Below are 14,728 nucleotides of genomic sequence, written 5' to 3'. Positions count from 1 at the left end.
CCCTTTCAAGGAAGATGATTTTTCATGCTCAGGCCCTTCGTTACCCTGGCGGCTGCCACTCTTTTATCCTGCAATGTCGCCAGTGCGGCAGAGCGTATCGATGTTCAGGCAGCCGCCTCACTGACCGATGTCATGAACACTCTGATCGAGCAGTACGAGCAGAACCACGATGTGGATATCGTGCCGGTGTATGCCTCTTCCTCGACGCTGGCACGTCAGATCGCCCAGGGCGCACCGGCGGATGTTTATCTCTCCGCCAACGAAAAATGGATGGACTGGCTGGAAGACCAGGGGGAACCGGTTCATGAGCGACGCGATCTGCTCAACAACCGCCTGGCGCTGATCACGGCAGATGACAGCGGTATCGACGACTTCACGCCGGACAGCGACCATCCGCTGGCACACTATCTCGACAAGGGAGATCGCATCGCGGTAGGAGACCCGGCGCACGTGCCGGCCGGTATCTATACGCAGCAGGCCCTGGCGCATCAGGGGCAGTGGCAGACGCTCGAGCCTCGCCTGGCCCGCGCCAGTGACGTGCGCGGCGCACTGGCGCTGGTCGAACGTGGCGAGACGCCGCTGGGCGTGGTTTATGCCACCGATGCCATGGCGGGCGAGCACGTGCATCAACTGGGGCTTTTCCCGGCCGACAGCCATGACCCGATTACCTATCCGGCCGCACTGATCGGCAAGGAACCGAGTCCGCAGGCCCGTGCGTTTCTGCAGTGGCTGGGCAGCGACAAGGCGGCCAGTACCTTCAAGCAGTACGGGTTTGAGGTCAGCGAATCGAATGAGGCGAGCTGATCGACGCCCGACTCGCGCCGATACGAGGGCGTCAACGTGCTGACACCGCTTGAAATCGAAGCCCTGCAGATCAGTCTGCAGGTCGCCGGTACGGCGCTTTTGATCATCATGGTCCCCGGCATTGCCATGGCGTGGCTGCTGGCCCGCCACGAGTTTGTCGGCAAGTCACTGCTTGATGGCATGGTTCATCTACCGCTGGTGTTGCCACCGGTGGTAGTGGGTTATCTGCTGCTGGTGGTCATGGGACGCCGCGGTGTCGTGGGCGGCTGGCTTTATGATCATCTCGGGCTGTCGCTGCCCTTTACCTGGCAGGGCGCGGCGCTGGCAGGCGGCGTCATGGCCTTTCCGCTGCTGGTGCGCGCCGTCAGGCTGTCGCTGGAAGCGGTGGACCCGCGCCTTGAGGCAGCCGCTCGAACGCTGGGTGCCTCACGGCTGCGGGTCTTTTTCACCATTACCCTGCCGCTGGCGATGCCGGGGCTGGTCACCGGCGGCGTGCTGGCCTTTGCCCGGGCGCTGTCGGAATTTGGCGCCACCATCACCTTTGCCTCCAACATCCCCGGTGAGACCCGTACGCTGCCGCTGGCGCTGTACTCGCTGATCCAGACCCCCGGCATGGAAGATGCCGCAGCGCGGCTGTGCGTGATCTCGATCGTGGTGGCCATGATCTCGCTGGTCGCCTCGGAGTGGCTGGCGCGACGTACCCGGCGGCGCATGGCCGGTCGGGACAGGGGATCGACATGACACCGACACTGCGGGGCGGCCGCCATGCTTGAGCTGTGTATCAAACACCGTCAGGGCGACTTTGACGTTGATGTCGATATCACCGCCCCCGGCCAGGGCGTGACGGCGCTTTTCGGCCACTCGGGCAGCGGCAAAACGACACTTTTGCGCATGCTGGCCGGGCTTGATCGCCCGGACAGCGGGCGTATTGCGCTCAACGGTCGAACCTTTGTGGATACGACGCGGCGCACGTTCGTGCCGCCTCATCAGCGGCGGCTGGGCGTGGTCTTTCAGGAAGCGCGGCTTTTTCCACACTACCGGGTGCGCAGCAACCTGACCTATGCGCGGCGGATTACCCGCGGCGTGGCTTTTGATCGGGTGGTTGAGCTTTTGGGGATAGAGGCGCTGCTCGAGCGCATGCCCGGCGCGCTCTCCGGTGGCGAGGCGCGGCGGGTGGCGATCGGTCGGGCGCTGCTGGCCGAGCCGGACATGCTGCTCATGGATGAGCCCCTGACCGGGCTGGACGGGGCGCGCAAGCAGGAGCTTCTGGACTACATCGTGCGCCTGACCCGCGAGGTCGATCTGCCGATCCTTTTTGTCAGCCACGACCCGGAAGAACTCATGGCGGTGGCCGAACAGCTCGTGGTGCTTGATCGGGGGCAGGTCATCGCCAGCGATTCGATGCAGACCCTGCTAACGCGGGGCGAAATGGCGCCCTGGCTGGGCGGTTTCGAGGCCAGTTCGCTGCTGCAGGGCCGGATACGCGCCCATGATCATCACTATCACGCCACCCGCGTGGCGCTCGCCGATGGACAGTGTCTGACGCTGCCGCTGCTGGACTGCCCGGAGGGAGATCTTGTTCGCGTTCGCGTGCGACGCCGGGATGTGGCCATTGCGCTGTCGCATCACCGTGACAGCAGCTTTCGCAATCAGCTCGATGCGGTTGTTGTGTCATTGACGCCGGGTCGTGCGGGCACGCTTGAAGTCACGCTGACCCTCGGTGAGCAGATGCTTCAGTCGCGCATTACCCTGGAGGCGGCTGAAGCGCTCGGGCTCAAGCCGGGGCTTGCGGTGGTGGCACTGATTCGAAGTGTCAGTCTGGCCGGATAGATCGGGACTTTTCGAGTGCACTGACTACTCTGAAACCAGCGCGATGATGTGTCATCCGTGGCCGTTGATCCGTCAGGAAGCGAGGCTCGGGATGCGTTGTTTCGTCATCACTTTTTGTGCGTTGTATGCCAAAACAGGGGAATGTCATGTTTGGTCTGCCGTATCAGGGTATCGCCACCTTCTTGAAAGCGCCGCAGGACAGCGAGCGGCCCTTTGCCTTTCTGGGGCTGCCCTATGACTGCTCGGTCACCTTTCGACCGGGCGCACGCATGGCGCCCAACGCCCTGCGTCGTGCCAGCATGATGCTGACCGACGGCCGCCACCCGGAATTCGAGACCGACCCCTGTGCGCTGGTCAGCGATCTGGGCGATCTCGATATCATGCAGGTGGGCCAGCATGACGCGCTTCGGCGTATCGAGGCCGGCGTCATGGCGGCGTACGAGCAGGCCCCCGAGCAGACCCTGCTGTGTGCCGGCGGCGATCACATGACAACCCTTGGCGTTTTGCGCGCGCAGCGTCGCCTTCAGGGCCAGCCGCTGTCGCTGATCCATTTCGACGCCCACTGTGATACCTGGACCAGCCATTTTGGCGATGACATTGGCCATGGCACCTTTTTGCGCAATGCCATCGACGAGGGGCTGGTGGCGCCGGAGCGCACCCTGAGCCTGGGACTTCGCTCGCCGGTGGAGCCGGCCACGCGAGACTGGCTGACCGAGCAGGGCGGGGAGTGGTTGAGCTCGCGTGCGCTGATGCGACTCGATGGGGAAACCCTGGCGCAGAAGGTGCGCGAGCGCATGGGCGAATCACCGATCTATATCACCTTTGACATCGATGTGCTGGACCCGGCTCATGCGCCGGGGACCGGTACGCCCGAAATCGGCGGCATCACGACCATGAAGGCACTGGAGCTTCTGGAGGCCCTGCGCAGCTTCAACCTGATCGGCATGGATGTGGTGGAAGTCTCGCCGCCCTACGACCCGCAGGAAATCACGGCACTGGCGGGCGCCACGCTGCTCTGGACGTTTATCGCCATGCGCGGCTGAATCAGGAGGGGGCAGCGCAGCCTACGGCGTTACGACTGCTTTTCTTGATCTGATAGAGCGCCTCGTCGGCCTGTTTGATCAGTACCTCGCCCGACAGCGGATGTTCGGGCGAGGAGATGGCCACACCGGCGCTGATGGTGACGTACTTGTGGGTGGGCGAGGGCTCGTGAGGCAGGCACTGCGCCTCCATGGCGGTACAAACGCCACGGGCAATGTCCATGGCGCGGTCAAGATCGAAATCGGGCAGCACGATCACGAACTCCTCGCCGCCGATTCGCGCCACAAGATCCGACTCGCGCTGGAAGATATCGCCAAGCGTCTCGGCGATGGTCTTTAAACACTGATCCCCCTCCGGATGACCGTAAAAGTCGTTGTAGAGCTTGAAGTGGTCGACATCGATCATGATCAGCGCCACCGGGCGCTCAAGGCGATGCGTCAGGGAGAGGATGCGCGGCAGCTGACGATCCAGCAGTCGCCGATTGCCCAGCCCCGTCAGGGCATCACGGTTGGTCAGCGCCTTGAGATGCGCGTTGCGCTCGTTAAGCTCCTGAATCAGCGTTTGAAACTCCCGCGCCATGATCCCCAGTTCGTCACAGCGGGCCTGCAACCAGGGCGGTGGAGAGTCCAGATGCTCGCCGGGTGACTGGCGCAGGGCGCTGGCATAGCGGGAGAGCTCGGTAATCGGGCGCAGCACCATGGCGCGAAACACCCACAGCATGATCATCATGAGCGCCAGCAGCAGTACCAGCGCGCCCAGCATGGTCAGGGTGAAGCGCTCGATGCCGTCGCGCAGGCCATCGCGATCAAGACGGGTGGTCATCATGACCTGATAGCCGGGCGTGGCGCTGTCGCGCAACAGGGTCAGGCGCAGACTGTCGTCATTGACCGAGTCAATCTCAACGCTCGGTTGATCAACCTCCAGGCGCTGGCGAGCGGCAGAAAGGGTCAGGGTCGAGGCCACGCTGGTCGGGTCGGGCTGCCACTGGTCGGGAAGAAAGCGCACCAGGGTCAGCTTGCCGGACGACAGCGTGCTGGCCCGATGCGCGATGGGCCAGGTACTCAGCAGGGCAAACTGCGGGCTGACGCCAATGCGTGCCGTCGTGTCGGTGACGGGCAACTGCCTCTGGATCTGGCGTACCTGCTCAAGGGTCCACTGACACTCGCCTGACGGGGTGGCGCAGGAGGTAAAGGCGCCGGTGATCGGGTTGCGCCCGGCCACCCAGGTCACGCCATCGTTGGCGTTGGTGATCAGCATCATGTCGGCGCCTTGTTCGGCAAAGACGGCCGGAGTGATATGGGTCTGCGGAAAGTCCGGCAGGCGGCCTTCCATGAAATCCCGGGTGCTGCCCCAGCTCGCCCATTGATACGCCATGTCAGCGATCATGCGCGCGTTGTTGTCGATACTCCTTTGCAGCGCGTTGGCGTGAACATGCGCGCTCTGGTGTTCTTCGCTGATCAGGTTGGGAATCATCAGCTGATGGAGAATAAACACCAGTATGCCCATGACCAGCACCAGCATGATCGAAAGCGTCACGATGAATCGGTTGCGCAGCGAATTAAGGTAGGGCATCGACAGTTCCGGCTGATGCGATCAAACAGCGCTTTAAAAAGGAGAGTTTGTACTCGAAAATCCCTCTTTTTAACGGCGCTGAGGGTGCAAACTTTATGATATGCCCGGCGATCGCTGCCGCATGTGGCAGCTCGACTGCCATGACGTCACGATCGCAAAAAGCGAAAAAGGTAAACCATGTTAATTAATTTTAATTAAATTAGGCGTAAATGTCGTCATCCGACCGCTGCCCGGCTCGGCGCCGTATCTGTGCGGACAGCATATTGCCGGGCGCGCGGATATGAGATGATCACGGCTATCTCGATGAAACAGCAGGTTATGTCATGAGTTATCCCCGTTTGCTGGCAGCCACCGTGTTGACCCTGCCGCTGTCTCTGTCGGCGCTGGCCGATGAACAAAACGATCAGAACACAACGGCTGCCAGTGCGACGCAAAAGGCCGAAGCACAGGCTGGAGATAACGCGTCATCCGGCAATGACAGCGCCGACAGCGCAGCCAACCGGGATGCGGGCGACAGCGCCGATGAGGCCCCGGTTGCCGATAAGGGGCCGCGCCACGTCAGGGCCATGGTCATCACCACGTTCGGTCCCGAGCGCCGAGCCTGGGCCGAGAAGCTGGCCCCGACACAGGACATCAGCGTGCCCGGGCTGCACGGCTCGTTTGGCAGCGTCAGCTGTAACGATGACAATGTCTGTTTGATGACCACCGGCAAGGGCTATGCCAATGCCGCCACTTCCATTTCCACGCTGGCCTTTTCGCCGGCGTTTGACCTGACCGAGAGCTGGTTTCTGATTTCAGGCGTTGGCAGTATCGACCCGCAGCAGGGCACGCTGGGCTCCCCCACCTGGCCGCGCTATCTGGTGGATTTCGGTATTCAGTGGGAACTTGATGCCCGCGATATTCCCGAGGACTGGACCACGGGCTATCTGAGCATCAATACCCACACCCCCACCCAAAGCCCGCATCAGGAATACGGCACCGAGTTCTATCATCTGGACGATGCACTGGTGGATCGCGCCGTTGAGCTGTCACAGAATGTGGCACTTGCCGACAGCGACAGCGCGGCGGCCTATCGCGCGCACTACGATAACGCCCCGGCCAATGAAGCGCCTGCCGTTGTGCAGTGTGACAGCGTCTCAAGCGATACCTGGTGGTATGGCAACCGCCTTGCCGACCGCGCCGCGCAGCTGGGCGAGCAGGTGGCCGGCGATGAGGCCCGCATCTGCACCGGCCAGCAGGAAGACAACGCCATTTTGACCGCGCTCAAGCGCGCCGATGAAGCCGGGCGACTGCAGCGCGAGCGCACCGCCGTGGTACGCGCCGGGGCCAGCTTCAATCGCCCCTACGAAGGGCTCTCCGAGGCCGATGGCCTGACCGGCTATGCCAAACAGGGGGGCTATACGCCGGCGCTGACCAACATGGTGCGTGCCGGCTATCCGCTGATTGCCGCCATCGTGACCGACTGGGATCAGTGGCAGGAAGGCGTACCGGAAAAGGCACCGGATGATGCCGGGGATCAGCAGCAATCCGGCGGTGAAACGTTGAGTGACGCCGAGAGCGAGAGCGGTGACGCCACTGAAGAGGCGGCCACGGCCGATGACAGCGATGAAGATCGCTCGTCAGACTGAACCCCTTTAAAGCCTGTGGATGACAGCAACGCCCGGCAAGCGCCGGGCGTTGCGCTGTTATCGGCCCCTGATGCCGGCACCCGACCTGCGCCGGTCATGAAAAAGAGCGATTTTGCGCGAGCCTGAATGTGAGTGGCCGCGTCTATACTCAGCCGACTAGAATTAATGTCAATCAAGTTTGGTGTGGAGCAGCAGGGCATGAAGATCATCCTGATGCGGCATGGGGCGCCGCGGGTGCGTTTTGACGAAAAGATGGCCGCTGCTGATTTCAGAGACTGGGTGGCCCGCTATCAGCTGGCGGGCCTTGATGAAGTCACGCGCTGTGATCGCGCGTTGTCCGTGGCCCGGGAGTGCGCCGCCGTGGCCTGCAGCGACCTGCCAAGGTCGCTTGAATCGGCGCTGCGCCTGGAGGCGGGCAACATTGTCTACAGCGATCCCCTGATGCGCGAGATTGATCTGCCACACGGCAGCGGACGCTGGCCGACGCCGTCACTGCCGACCACCTTCTGGCTGGTCGCCTTTCGTGCGCTGTGGCTGATGGGCTATCACGGCAACGCCGAGGGACGACGGGCGGTTTTCAGCCGCGCCGACGCAGCGGCCAGCAAACTGGTCGAGCTGGCCCGCGAGCACTGCTCGGTGCTGTTTGTCGGGCATGGCATGATCAATCATCTGCTGGCGCGCGAGCTGCTTGCACGGGGCTGGCAGGGGCCCAAAAGGCCGGGCCGGGCGCACTGGCAGTATGGCGTCTATGAGTACCAGGGTCAGGCCATCGCCTGATCCCGTTATCATTCCACGCGCCCGGTCTGTCCGGGCGTGTCAGCTGCGGCGAATCAGGGTGCGTTCGACATCGATGATGCCGGGCACAAGCCGGCCCTCGATGGCCTCCAGCACGCTGGCCAGGGCCAGTGCTGCGATGCGCTCGTGATCCTGCTGCATTGAATTGACCCGCAGTGGCAGAAAATCCAGCAGCCGGTCGTTGCCAAAGGTGGCCATCTGCAGACCGCGCGCCTGTAGCGCCGCCATCGAATATCTTGTCAGCAAAACATCCAGCGCGCCCTCCAGCAGGGTGTAAGACGCCGTGACCAGTGCCCGGGGCATGTCATGACGCTCGAGATGTTCGCGCATCAGCGCCATGCCGGTCTCCCGGTCATAGCGCTCGCCCGAGAGACAGTGCGCGTGTGCTGTCTGCCCGCCGTGGGTCGCTATCGCGGCATTGAAACCGTCACGCCGCTCCACGGTGTTGGCAAGCCCGGGCAGGGCATCGAGCCAGAGCACTTCTTCCACCTCGGGTGAGAGCACCGAGGTGGTCAGGGTCATGGCAGTTCGGCGGTTTTCACTGATGATGCAGGGCATCAGTGTGTCGTCAAGCGCCCGGTCAACGGCCACCACCGGCATCCCGGCGCTGATCAGGCGCTGATAGCAGGCCTCTCCCGGCGGCAGGCTCGAGGCCACGATCAAGGCGTCACAGCGGCGGGCCTGCAGGGCGCTGAGCAGTTCGCGCTCGGTGTCCGGGTCATCGTTGGAGCTGACCATCAACAGCTGATAGCCCGCCCGCCGCGCGCCCTGTTCCAGGAGCTTGGCCAGCCGCGCATAGCTGGTGTTTTCAAGGTCCGGCAGTACAAAGCCCAGCGTCCGGCTGACCCCGCGGCGCAGGGCGGCCGCCTGAGCATCCACCCGATAGCCGTGCTCCTCGATCACCGCCATGACGCGCTTGACCGTCGCCTCGCTGATGCGGTGCTGGCGGGATTTGCCGTTGATGACATAGCTTGCCGTGGTCCGTGATACGCCGGCCAGGCGCGCAATCTCTGCAAGCGTCATGGTGTTGTTTCCCGATATGAAAGGCGTGGGGCTGTCGATACGACGTAGGTCCATACCATTGGTGCTTGATTCACCGCTCGTTCTCTTTCAGCATTACGGCAAGGAAAAGGTGACACGATTCAGCCATGCTGTCATGACCTGTTTCATGCCGTTCTGCGCTCGAGATGCCTCATCCGATGGCGCCGACCGCGCAGATTTGCCACTTACAAGGATCAATACGCCATGCTCACGCTGAAAAGTGATGCCGTTTTGCTCGATCAGCACGCCAGCGACTGGCGTGATGCGCTCAATCAGGCCGGCCGGGCGCTCATGGAAGGCGGGCTTGCCCGCGAAGGCTATCGCGATGCGCTGTTCGAGCGCGAAGAGCAGGCCTCGACCTGGCTGGGCAACGGCATCGTTATTCCCCACGGTACCCAGAAAAGCCGTGAGCATGTGCTGGCCACCGGCGTGCGCCTTCTACAGTTCCCCGACGGTGTCGAGTGGCATGACGGCAATCGGGTCCACCTGATCATCACCATCGCCGCGCAAAGCGATGAGCACCTCGACATTCTGCGCCAGCTCACCCACGTGCTCGACCGTGAGGGTGTGGCAGACAGGCTGGCCCGCGCCGGCGACGCCGAGGAAGTGGTGCGTCTTTTGTCAAAAGCGCCGGTCACGGCCCGTCTGGACGGCGACACCATCATCCAGGGGGTACCGGCACGCTCGGCGCTGGAGCTGACAACGGCCGCCGCGGCTCGCCTTGAGCAACTGGGCTGCGTGGATCGTCGTTTCGTGGGCGACATCGTTGCCCAGCAGGCCATCTCGCTGGGCCAGCAGCTCTGGCTGGTGCGCAGCGCCACGGGTGTGACCCAGCCGGCGCTGGGCCTGGCTCTGCCGCAGGCCCACATTGACGGCGTGGCCGGTATCTTCTGTCTGGCCGAAAGCGGCAACGCCCACGATGTGCTGCTCGACCGGCTGGTCACCGTGCTGGAAGAGGGCAAGGGCGAGGAGCTGGCGCGTCTGGGGCGCGATGCGCTGCTTGCGCGGCTTTCCGGCGAGTCGGCCAGCGCCGAAACCGTTCGTGTCCGGGTGCGCAACGCCCACGGTCTACACGCCCGACCGGCCAAACAGCTGGTGCAGATCGCTCGCGCCCAGAAGATGCCGGTGCGTGTCCGGCTGGCCGAAGGCGGCAACGAGGCCGTGTCGGCGGCCAGTCTGACCAAGGTGATCGGACTGGGCGCGCGCCGCGGTCAGATGCTGATCTTTTCCGCCGAGGGCGAGGGCGCCCGTGAAGCCGTCGATACCATGGCCGAAGCACTGCGCGGCGGGCTGGGCGAGGAAGTTACACCGCTGGGGGATACCAGCGATGCGCGCCCGTCGCGCAATCGTCAGACCCCGCGTGACCCGGTGGTGGCACCGGCAGCGGATACGCCGCTGATCGCCGTGCCGGCCTCGCCCGGCATGGCGATTGCCCCTGTATTCGTGATGCGCCCGCCGGAGTTTCATTATGAGGAGACCGCCTCTGACCGTGCGCTGCAAAAGACGCGCCTGGGCGAGGCGATTGTTGAGGCCGAGCAGCAGCTCGAGGAGATGATCCGTGCCGCCGGCGGCGAGGTGGCCGAAATTCTCTCCATGCATGAAGAGATGCTGGGCGACCCCGAGCTTCGCGAGGCCGCCTATGAAGCGATCAACGAAGGCAAGAGTGCCGAGGGTGGCTGGTGGCGCGCCATCGATGTGGCCGCTCGCGCCCAGGAAGCGCTGGCCGATCGGCTGCTGGCCGAGCGCGCCGCAGATCTGCGCGATGTCGGCCGGCGCGTGCTGGGCAATCTCTGCGGCGTGAAAATGCCTGATCCGCCGACCCACCCCTATATTCTGGTGACCGACGATGTCGGGCCTTCCGATGTGGCGCGTCTTGATACCTCGCGGGTGCGCGGCATCCTGACCGCCCGCGGCGGCGCCACCTCCCACAGCGCCATCCTGGCCCGCGCGCTGGGCATTCCGGCGGTCGTGGGCGCCGGGGAGAGCATCATGGCGCTGGAAAACGGCATCGACATGATTCTCGACGGCGAGCGCGGCCGCGTCATTCCTTCGCCCGACCCGGCGCGTCGGGCCCGCACCGAGCTCTCCATTCGCGAGCGCGAGATCCTTGAGCGTGACGCCTTTGAGGTGCGTTTTGACCCGGCCGTGACGCTGGACGGCCATCGCGTCGAGGTCGCCGCGAATCTCGGCAATACCGCACATGCGGCAGACGCCGTCGAGCGCGGCGCCGAGGCGGTCGGGCTTTTGCGCACCGAATTTGTTTTCATGGCGCATCCGCAGGCGCCGGATTTGAACACCCAGATCGCCGAGTACGCCCAGGCCTTCGACGCTTTGGGCAAGGACCGGGCGCTGGTCGCGCGCACGCTGGATGTCGGCGGTGACAAGCCACTGGACTACTGGCCGGTCCCGGCAGAAGACAATCCCTTTCTGGGGCTGCGCGGCATTCGCCTGGCGCTGACGCGACCGGAAGTCCTCGAAACCCAGATTCGCGCCCTTCTGACCGCCGCTAAGGATCGTCCGCTGCGCGTCATGTTCCCGATGGTCAAGGATGTGGAAGAGTTTCACGCTGGCAAGGCCATTTTTGATCGTGTGCAGGCCGAGGTTCAGGCACCCGATGTGCAGCTGGGGGTGATGATCGAGATACCTTCCTGTGCACTGCTGGCGCCGAGTCTGGCCGAGCATGTCGATTTCTTCTCGATCGGCACCAATGACCTGACCCAGTACACCCTGGCGATCGACCGTGGCCACTCCCGCCTGTCGGCGCAGGCCGACGGCCTGCATCCGGCGGTGCTGCGCCTGATCCAGATGACCGTTGACGCGGCTCACGCCAAAGGTCGCTGGGTGGGCGTGTGCGGCGAGCTGGGCAGCGACCCGCAGGCGATCGGCGTGCTGATGGGGCTGGGCGTGGATGAGCTGTCGGTGTCCAGCCGCCAGATTCCGCTGGTCAAGCAGCGCATCCGCAGCCTGAGCTTGGCAGACAGCCGGGCGCTGGCGTTGCGCGCGCTGGCCTGCCCGACGGCCGCCGAGGTGCGCGCCATGCTGGAGTCGCTGACATGAGCCGGGTACTGACGCTGACCCTCAATCCGGCGCTGGATCTCTCCATTCGTCTGACGGCCCTGTCACCGGGCTGCGTTAACCGTTCGCAGGAGAGTTCGCTGACAGCGGCCGGCAAGGGCAACAACGTGGCCCGCGTTCTGGCCCGCCATGATCATCAGGTGGTGGCCGGCGGCTTTCTGGGGCGAGGCAATCAGGCGCCGTTCGAACGGGCCTTTCATGAATGGGGTGTGGAGGACCGCTTCATTCGAGTGGCCGGCGACACCCGCGTCAACGTCAAACTCTCCGAGGCCGACGGTCGGGTGACCGATATCAACGGCGCCGGTGCGCCGGTGGATGAAGCGGCCATGACACAGCTGCTTGATGATATCGAGGCCGGGGCGGACAACCTTCATGCCATGGTGATCTCCGGTAGCCTGCCGCCGGGTGTGGCGCCCCAGTGGCTGGCGGCCCTTATCGGGCGGCTCAGAACGCAGGGGTTGCCGGTGTGGCTGGACAGCAGCGGCGAGGCGCTGGTGCAGGGCGCGCGCGCGCGTCCCGCTTTGATCAAACCCAATGAGCATGAGCTGGCCGAGTGTGTTGGTCGGCCACTGCCGGACGAAGCGGCGCTTCTGGCGGCCGCCCGTGAACTGCAGCGCGGTGGCATTGAAAACGTTCTGCTGTCGCTGGGCGCCGAGGGGGTGGTGTGGCTGTTTGACGGCGGCGCGTTACGCGCTCGTCCGCCGCGGGTAGAGGTCGTCAGCACCGTGTGTGCCGGCGACACGCTTTTGGCCGGTACGCTGCACGGCGTGCTTGAAGATTGGTCGCGCGAAAAGACGCTGCGCTTTGCCACGGCGCTTTCGGCCGATGCCGTGCGCCGGATCGGCGTGGGGCGCTCGGATGTTGAGGACTTTGCCGCCTTGTGCGAGGCGGTCTCCATCGAGGTGCTGACATGATCACGCCCTTGATTTCTTTTGAGCTGCCTGCTGATGACAGGCGCGGTCAGCATGGCGACCAGTGGTTGGCACTGGCACAGGAGTGGTTTGCATGAATATTGTTATCGTCACGGCCTGCCCCAGCGGCACGGCGACGACCTATCTGGCGGCGCGCCGGCTCGAGCAGGCCGCGCATCGGCTGGGCTGGCACACGGCGGTCGAAATGCAGGGCCAGTTTGACCCGGCCACGCTCAGCGATGAGCAGATTAAAGCGGCCGATCTGGTGGTCGTGGCCGCCAGCCGACCGGTAACGCTGTCACGCTTTACCGGCAAGCCGCTCTATCGCGAGCGCCTGGAAGCCGCACTGCCGGACCCGGACGGGTTTTTGTCCCGCGCCCGCGAACAGGCAACGCCCTGGCAGGGCAGCGATGACGCGCCGGCAGCGGCGGTCGACGTTCCAAAGGCTGCCGAAAGCGACAGGGTCAAGCGCATTGTGGCGGTAACGGCCTGTCCGACGGGCGTGGCGCATACCTTCATGGCAGCTGAAGCGCTGGCCGAGGCCGGGCGCAAGCTGGGCCACGAGATCAAGGTTGAAACCCAGGGCTCGGTCGGTGCGCAGAATCAGCTTACCGATGAAGAGATCGCGGCGGCCGATATCGTACTGCTGGCCTGTGATATCGAAGTCGATGACGAGCGTTTTGCCGGCAAGCCGGTCTATCGCACCTCGACCGGTACGGCGCTGAAAAAGTCGCAGCAGACCATCAATGACGCGCTGGCGGGCGCCGCGGTGGAAAGTGCGGGCAGTGCCCCGGCCGGTGGCGAGCGCAAAAAGAGCATGAAAGAGCGCGGCGTCTACAAGCACCTGCTGACAGGCGTGTCCTTCATGCTGCCGATGGTGGTGGCCGGCGGTTTGTGTATCGCACTGTCATTCGTCTTCGGCATCGAGGCCTTCCAGGAGGAGGGCACGCTTGCCGCGGCGCTGATGCAGATCGGCGGTGGTACGGCCTTTGCCCTGATGGTGCCGGTGCTGGCGGGCTATATCGCCTACTCGATTGCCGACCGACCCGGCATCGCGCCGGGCATGATCGGCGGCATGCTGGCAAGCACCCTGGGGGCGGGCTTTATCGGCGGCATCATCGCCGGTTTTCTGGCCGGCTATACCGCGAAACTGATCGCGCAGAAGCTGAAGCTGCCGGCCAGTGTCGAATCGCTCAAGCCGATTCTGGTGATCCCGCTGCTGGCGAGTCTGGTGACCGGACTGGTGATGATCTATCTGGTCGGCACGCCGGTGGCCGGCATGCTCTCGGCGCTGACCGATTTTCTTAACAACATGGGCTCGACCAACGCCGTGCTGCTCGGGCTTTTGCTGGGCGCGATGATGTGTGTGGATCTGGGCGGGCCGATCAACAAGGCGGCCTACACCTTTGGCGTCGGGCTTTTGTCGACCCAGACCTACGCGCCGATGGCGGCGATCATGGCGGCGGGTATGGTGCCGGCGATCGGCATGGGGATCGCAAGCTTTCTGGCGCGCTCGAAGTTTGCCGAGACCGAGCGTGACGGCGGCAAGGCGGCGTTTGTGCTGGGGCTTTGCTTTATCAGTGAAGGCGCGATCCCCTTTGCCGCCAAGGACCCGCTGCGCGTCATTCCGATCTCGATCGTGGGCGGGGCCATTACCGGCGCGCTGTCGATGTACTTCCAGATCAAGCTGATGGCGCCGCACGGCGGGCTGTTCGTGCTGCTGATTCCGGGGGCCGTCAATCAGGCGCTGCTCTATCTGCTCTCGATTGCCGTGGGCTCGCTCATTATCGGTGTGGCCTATGCGCTGCTCAAACCGGCGCAGCAAAAGCTCGAGGTGCCGGAAGGGGCCTCTGCCTGAGCCATGGACTGCGCCGAAACATGAGGCGCGCGTTATCCGAGGGCCCCATTGGGGCCCTTTTTTGTGGCCGGCGATGGAAAATCACGGGTGTTTCGGGCCAAAAGGGGGGCGAGGCCATTACAATGCGCTCCTGATCGACAAGAGGGCCGCGCAAGGCCGACAACAGACAGGGA

At 64.1% G+C, this 14,728-nt stretch carries 11 protein-coding genes; 9 read left to right on the top strand and 2 right to left on the bottom strand.

Going from position 1 to position 14,728, the window contains the following annotated elements:
* Nucleotides 1–24 precede the first annotated feature (24 nt).
* From modA to speB, 4 genes are all read left to right on the top strand, one after another.
* Nucleotides 25–804 carry a molybdate ABC transporter substrate-binding protein gene (modA, locus tag ACXMYO_RS09305; protein WP_457808515.1) on the top strand — a complete coding sequence of 260 codons (780 nt, stop codon included), beginning with the start codon at nt 25–27 and terminating at the stop codon, nt 802–804.
* 36 nt (nt 805–840) lie between these two features.
* Nucleotides 841–1,545 (top strand): molybdate ABC transporter permease subunit, encoded by a 705-nt coding sequence (modB, locus tag ACXMYO_RS09300; RefSeq protein WP_457808514.1) that lies wholly within the window; start codon nt 841–843, stop codon nt 1,543–1,545.
* 24 nt (nt 1,546–1,569) lie between these two features.
* Nucleotides 1,570–2,634, top strand: coding sequence for a molybdenum ABC transporter ATP-binding protein (gene modC, locus ACXMYO_RS09295; RefSeq protein WP_457808513.1), 1,065 nt, complete (start codon nt 1,570–1,572; stop codon nt 2,632–2,634).
* A gap of 146 nt (nt 2,635–2,780) precedes the next feature.
* The gene (gene speB, locus ACXMYO_RS09290; RefSeq protein WP_457808512.1) at nt 2,781–3,677 is read left to right on the top strand and encodes an agmatinase; all 897 of its coding nucleotides are present in this window, start codon (nt 2,781–2,783) and stop codon (nt 3,675–3,677) included.
* A 1-nt stretch (nt 3,678) separates the two neighbouring features.
* Here speB and ACXMYO_RS09285 read toward each other — a convergent pair whose 3' ends face one another.
* On the bottom strand, nt 3,679–5,247 hold the full coding sequence (locus tag ACXMYO_RS09285) for a diguanylate cyclase domain-containing protein (protein ID WP_457808511.1): 1,569 nt from the start codon (nt 5,245–5,247) through the stop codon (nt 3,679–3,681).
* Nucleotides 5,248–5,570: 323 nt separating this feature from the next.
* Between ACXMYO_RS09285 and ACXMYO_RS09280 the strand changes: the two genes are divergently transcribed.
* Both ACXMYO_RS09280 and ACXMYO_RS09275 read left to right on the top strand, forming a co-directional pair.
* Nucleotides 5,571–6,875 (top strand): purine-nucleoside phosphorylase, encoded by a 1,305-nt coding sequence (locus tag ACXMYO_RS09280; RefSeq protein WP_457808510.1) that lies wholly within the window; start codon nt 5,571–5,573, stop codon nt 6,873–6,875.
* Nucleotides 6,876–7,040: 165 nt separating this feature from the next.
* Nucleotides 7,041–7,652: a histidine phosphatase family protein gene (locus tag ACXMYO_RS09275; RefSeq protein WP_438764223.1), complete on the top strand. Its 612-nt coding sequence runs from the start codon at nt 7,041–7,043 to the stop codon at nt 7,650–7,652.
* 39 nt (nt 7,653–7,691) lie between these two features.
* Here ACXMYO_RS09275 and cra read toward each other — a convergent pair whose 3' ends face one another.
* Complete coding sequence (gene cra, locus ACXMYO_RS09270) at nt 7,692–8,693, bottom strand: catabolite repressor/activator (protein WP_457808509.1); 1,002 nt, start codon at nt 8,691–8,693, stop codon at nt 7,692–7,694.
* 222 nt (nt 8,694–8,915) lie between these two features.
* Between cra and ptsP the strand changes: the two genes are divergently transcribed.
* The 3 genes from ptsP to ACXMYO_RS09255 all read left to right on the top strand — a co-directional run bounded on the left by ptsP (nt 8,916) and on the right by ACXMYO_RS09255 (nt 14,555).
* Nucleotides 8,916–11,768 (top strand): phosphoenolpyruvate--protein phosphotransferase, encoded by a 2,853-nt coding sequence (gene ptsP / locus ACXMYO_RS09265; protein WP_457808508.1) that lies wholly within the window; start codon nt 8,916–8,918, stop codon nt 11,766–11,768.
* Nucleotides 11,765–12,700: a 1-phosphofructokinase gene (pfkB, locus tag ACXMYO_RS09260; protein ID WP_457808507.1), complete on the top strand. Its 936-nt coding sequence runs from the start codon at nt 11,765–11,767 to the stop codon at nt 12,698–12,700. Before ptsP ends, pfkB begins: the two co-directional genes overlap by 4 nt.
* A 91-nt stretch (nt 12,701–12,791) precedes the next feature.
* Nucleotides 12,792–14,555 carry a PTS fructose-like transporter subunit IIB gene (locus ACXMYO_RS09255; RefSeq protein WP_457808506.1) on the top strand — a complete coding sequence of 588 codons (1,764 nt, stop codon included), beginning with the start codon at nt 12,792–12,794 and terminating at the stop codon, nt 14,553–14,555.
* Nucleotides 14,556–14,728: the final 173 nt, after the last annotated feature.

Source organism: Kushneria sp. EE4 (assembly GCF_977968315.1).
Note: the sequence above shows the minus strand (reverse complement) of the source record. Positions and strands in the feature narration are given on the sequence as shown.

What these genes read in the sequence shown, in the direction of transcription:
- modC (WP_457808513.1), top strand. Translation starts at nt 1,570, where the DNA reads ATGCTTGAGCTGTGTATCAAACACCGTCAGGGCGACTTTGACGTTGAT.
- ptsP (WP_457808508.1), top strand. Translation starts at nt 8,916, where the DNA reads ATGCTCACGCTGAAAAGTGATGCCGTTTTGCTCGATCAGCACGCCAGC.
- pfkB (WP_457808507.1), top strand. Translation starts at nt 11,765, where the DNA reads ATGAGCCGGGTACTGACGCTGACCCTCAATCCGGCGCTGGATCTCTCC.
- speB (WP_457808512.1), top strand. Translation starts at nt 2,781, where the DNA reads ATGTTTGGTCTGCCGTATCAGGGTATCGCCACCTTCTTGAAAGCGCCG.
- ACXMYO_RS09285 (WP_457808511.1), bottom strand. Translation starts at nt 5,247, where the DNA reads ATGCCCTACCTTAATTCGCTGCGCAACCGATTCATCGTGACGCTTTCG.
- ACXMYO_RS09255 (WP_457808506.1), top strand. Translation starts at nt 12,792, where the DNA reads ATGAATATTGTTATCGTCACGGCCTGCCCCAGCGGCACGGCGACGACC.
- modA (WP_457808515.1), top strand. Translation starts at nt 25, where the DNA reads ATGCTCAGGCCCTTCGTTACCCTGGCGGCTGCCACTCTTTTATCCTGC.
- ACXMYO_RS09280 (WP_457808510.1), top strand. Translation starts at nt 5,571, where the DNA reads ATGAGTTATCCCCGTTTGCTGGCAGCCACCGTGTTGACCCTGCCGCTG.
- cra (WP_457808509.1), bottom strand. Translation starts at nt 8,693, where the DNA reads ATGACGCTTGCAGAGATTGCGCGCCTGGCCGGCGTATCACGGACCACG.
- ACXMYO_RS09275 (WP_438764223.1), top strand. Translation starts at nt 7,041, where the DNA reads ATGTCAATCAAGTTTGGTGTGGAGCAGCAGGGCATGAAGATCATCCTG.